The organism is Fluviicola sp., from assembly GCF_030151805.1.
In the GTDB taxonomy this organism is placed as follows: domain Bacteria; phylum Bacteroidota; class Bacteroidia; order Flavobacteriales_D; family Crocinitomicaceae; genus Fluviicola.
This window is the reverse complement of the sequence record NZ_JASLCN010000322.1, coordinates 1-2,800: the sequence shown is the minus strand read 5'-3', so window position 1 is coordinate 2,800 and position 2,800 is coordinate 1. Positions and strand designations below refer to the sequence as shown.

Annotated in this window: 3 protein-coding genes; all 3 read left to right on the top strand. The window is 40.9% G+C overall.

What is annotated here, in order from left to right; translation table 11 throughout:
- Nucleotides 1-875 (top strand): M1 family aminopeptidase (locus Q1V93_RS12285; RefSeq protein WP_300665104.1); only part of this gene is annotated, 875 nt, incomplete at its 5' end.
- A gap of 48 nt (nt 876-923) precedes the next feature.
- On the top strand, nt 924-1,976 hold the full coding sequence (locus Q1V93_RS12280) for a choice-of-anchor L domain-containing protein (protein WP_300665102.1): 1,053 nt from the start codon (nt 924-926) through the stop codon (nt 1,974-1,976).
- 106 nt (nt 1,977-2,082) lie between these two features.
- Nucleotides 2,083-2,800: choice-of-anchor L domain-containing protein (locus tag Q1V93_RS12275; protein WP_300665101.1), on the top strand; the 718-nt coding region annotated here is incomplete at its 3' end.

Below are 2,800 nucleotides of genomic sequence, written 5' to 3'. Positions count from 1 at the left end.
ATTACTGGGTTTTGAGAGGAAACGAAGAAAAAGCCAAAAAGCAGTTTCAGGATGCCCCAAAAACATTGAAAGCATTGGAATATTGGTTCGGTCCTTATCCATTTTATGAAGATGGGTACAAATTGGTGGAAGCTCCGCACCTGGGAATGGAACATCAAAGCGCCGTTGCTTACGGAAACGGTTTTCAAAACGGATACATGGGCCGCGATTTAAGCGGAACCGGGGAAGGTTTGAAATGGGATTTCATCATTGTACACGAAAGCGGACACGAATGGTATGGAAACAACATTACTTCCAAAGATGTGGCAGATATGTGGATTCACGAAGGATTTACCTGCTATAGCGAAACACTTTTCACCGATTATTGGTTCGGAACCGAAGCCGGAAACAACTATTGCCGCGGACTTCGAAAGAACATTCTGAATGACAAACCGATTATCGGACCATACGGCGTACAACAGGAAGGCAGCGGCGATATGTATTACAAAGGTGCCAACATGCTTCACACCATTCGCACAATCTACGGAAATGACTCCCTGTTTCGCGGGATGCTGCGTAAAATGAATGCTGTTTTTTATCATCAAACCGTCACAAGTGCTCAAATCGAACAATTTATGAGTACTGAACTGGGAATGGATTTATCAAAAATCTTCGATCAATACCTCCGGGCAAAAAATCCACCGGTTTTGCAGTTGAAACACAAAAAGGGCAAAGTAAAATACCGTTGGATAAACTGCGTAAAGGATTTCGACATGCCCATCATGAACGGAAACCAAAAATTGGAGTGCAGCTCGAAATGGAATGTTTATCAAACAGGAAACGGTCATTCATTTGAATTGAATCCCAACCTGTATATCCGCGTTTTGAAGAAGTAATTTTTGAAATACGGAAGGAAATTCCCTATTTTTGATAAAAATCCACTTATGAAACATCTATTTCACCTATTACTGATCCATGTTCCTTTTGTCTCGTTCGGACAAATGGTTATCGGAGGAAACAACCCGCAAGATTTCATCTCAACAGCTTTATCAAGCCCCAATGTTTCTATTTCAAATGTCAGTTATACGGGATATAACGGAGCCATTTGTTATTTCTCAGCAACTACTCAGAACATGCCTTTTGCTTCCGGTTTGTTGCTGACCACCGGATCTGTTTATAACGCACTGGGACCAAATAGCGATCCTCATAGCTATCTCGACAATGGTTTTCCAGGGTATCCCCCATTGAGCACAACACAGGGAGGAGCATCAACTTATAATGCTGCTGTTATCTCTTTCGATATTGTTCCGAATGGAGACACTTTAAAAATCCGGTATATTTTCGCCTCGGAAGAATACCCGGAATACGTAGGTTCACAATTTGTGGATGGCATGGCTATTTACATTTCAGGTCCCGGAATTACTGGAACTCAAAACATTGCCCGCTTGCCTGATGGTATCACTATAACCGTTAACAACATCAATAACGGAACTTCTAATCCTGCTCCGGGAGTAACACCCATTGGTCCGGTAAATCCGCAATACTTTGTAGCAAATGGAAATGGGACCCAAGCTCCTTATAATGCAAGCAATACCTACTTGCAATACGATGGGTTAACCGTTCCGTTAACCGCCAAATCAAAAGTGACTCCGAATGAAACTTACCACGTAGTCATTGCTATTGCAGATGCAGGCGACGGAATTTTTGATTCGGGAGTGTTCATCGAAGAAGGTGGAATCACTGCGGGCGTGAGAGAAAACAACCTGGACAATTTTGTCAGTGTGTTTTACAATCCGTCTGATCAGCAGGCAACGATCAAAGTGACAGATTTTCAGCAAAAACTAACCTATTCGGTTGTTGATCTTTCCGGGAAAGTGCTCACAAAATCCGATCTTACGGAAACAACAACGATTGATTTAAGTGATTATTCCTCTGGAATGTACGTGATTCATGTGGAAGGAACAAGCGGCAAAATGAGCAAAAAGATCATCCGCTAAGAGGAAAGTACGGATTTCTTTCACCGGAACATTTTATTCATTCATTCCATGGATTGAGTTCAAACTTCTATTGTGATTTTAGTATCTTTGCGGAAAAATTCAACCGATGAAAACACTCTTCCACCTGTTTTTGATTTGTACTGTTTCTTTCTACTCATCCGGGCAACTTATTCTTGGAGGAAATAATCTTCAGGAGATCATTCCCCAGTCACTTGCGGGATCAGCTGTAACTATCAGCAATATTACTTATCAGGGAGCTCCAGAAGCTATTTCGTATTTTTCAGCAAACATGAACAATATGTCAATTGCCAGCGGACTTTTAATGACCACAGGATCAAAATACACAGCTATCGGTCCGAATGATGAAGCAAAAGCAGGAGTAGATAACGGTTATCCGGGTAATTCACATCCTAGTTTTGCTTTTCTTTTTTATTCACAATCATATAAAAATTGCGCACGGATAGATTTTGACCTTGTTCCTTCAGGGAATCTATTAAAAATAAAGTATCAATTCGGATCGGAAGAATATCCAGAATCAGTAGGAAGCCTATTTTCAGATGCATTTGCGATTTATGTTATGGGTGAAGGTGTTAACAATGAAAATATTGCCAAAATAGGTACTAACAGTTACATTACAACAAGTAATATCAATAATGGTAATCCTGATTATCCCAATGGGCCTGTACCGGCTAGTAATCCCTCCTATTTCATTGAAAACGGAAACGGTAGCAATGCTCCGTACAAAGACTCTGATTCTTTTCTTCAATATGATGGGCTCACAATACCATTAACCGCTACAACACATGTTCATCCGGGATACACCT

Excerpts from the sequence above, each read along its gene's own strand:
- Q1V93_RS12280 (WP_300665102.1), top strand. The coding sequence starts at position 924 with ATGAAACATCTATTTCACCTATTACTGATCCATGTTCCTTTTGTCTCG.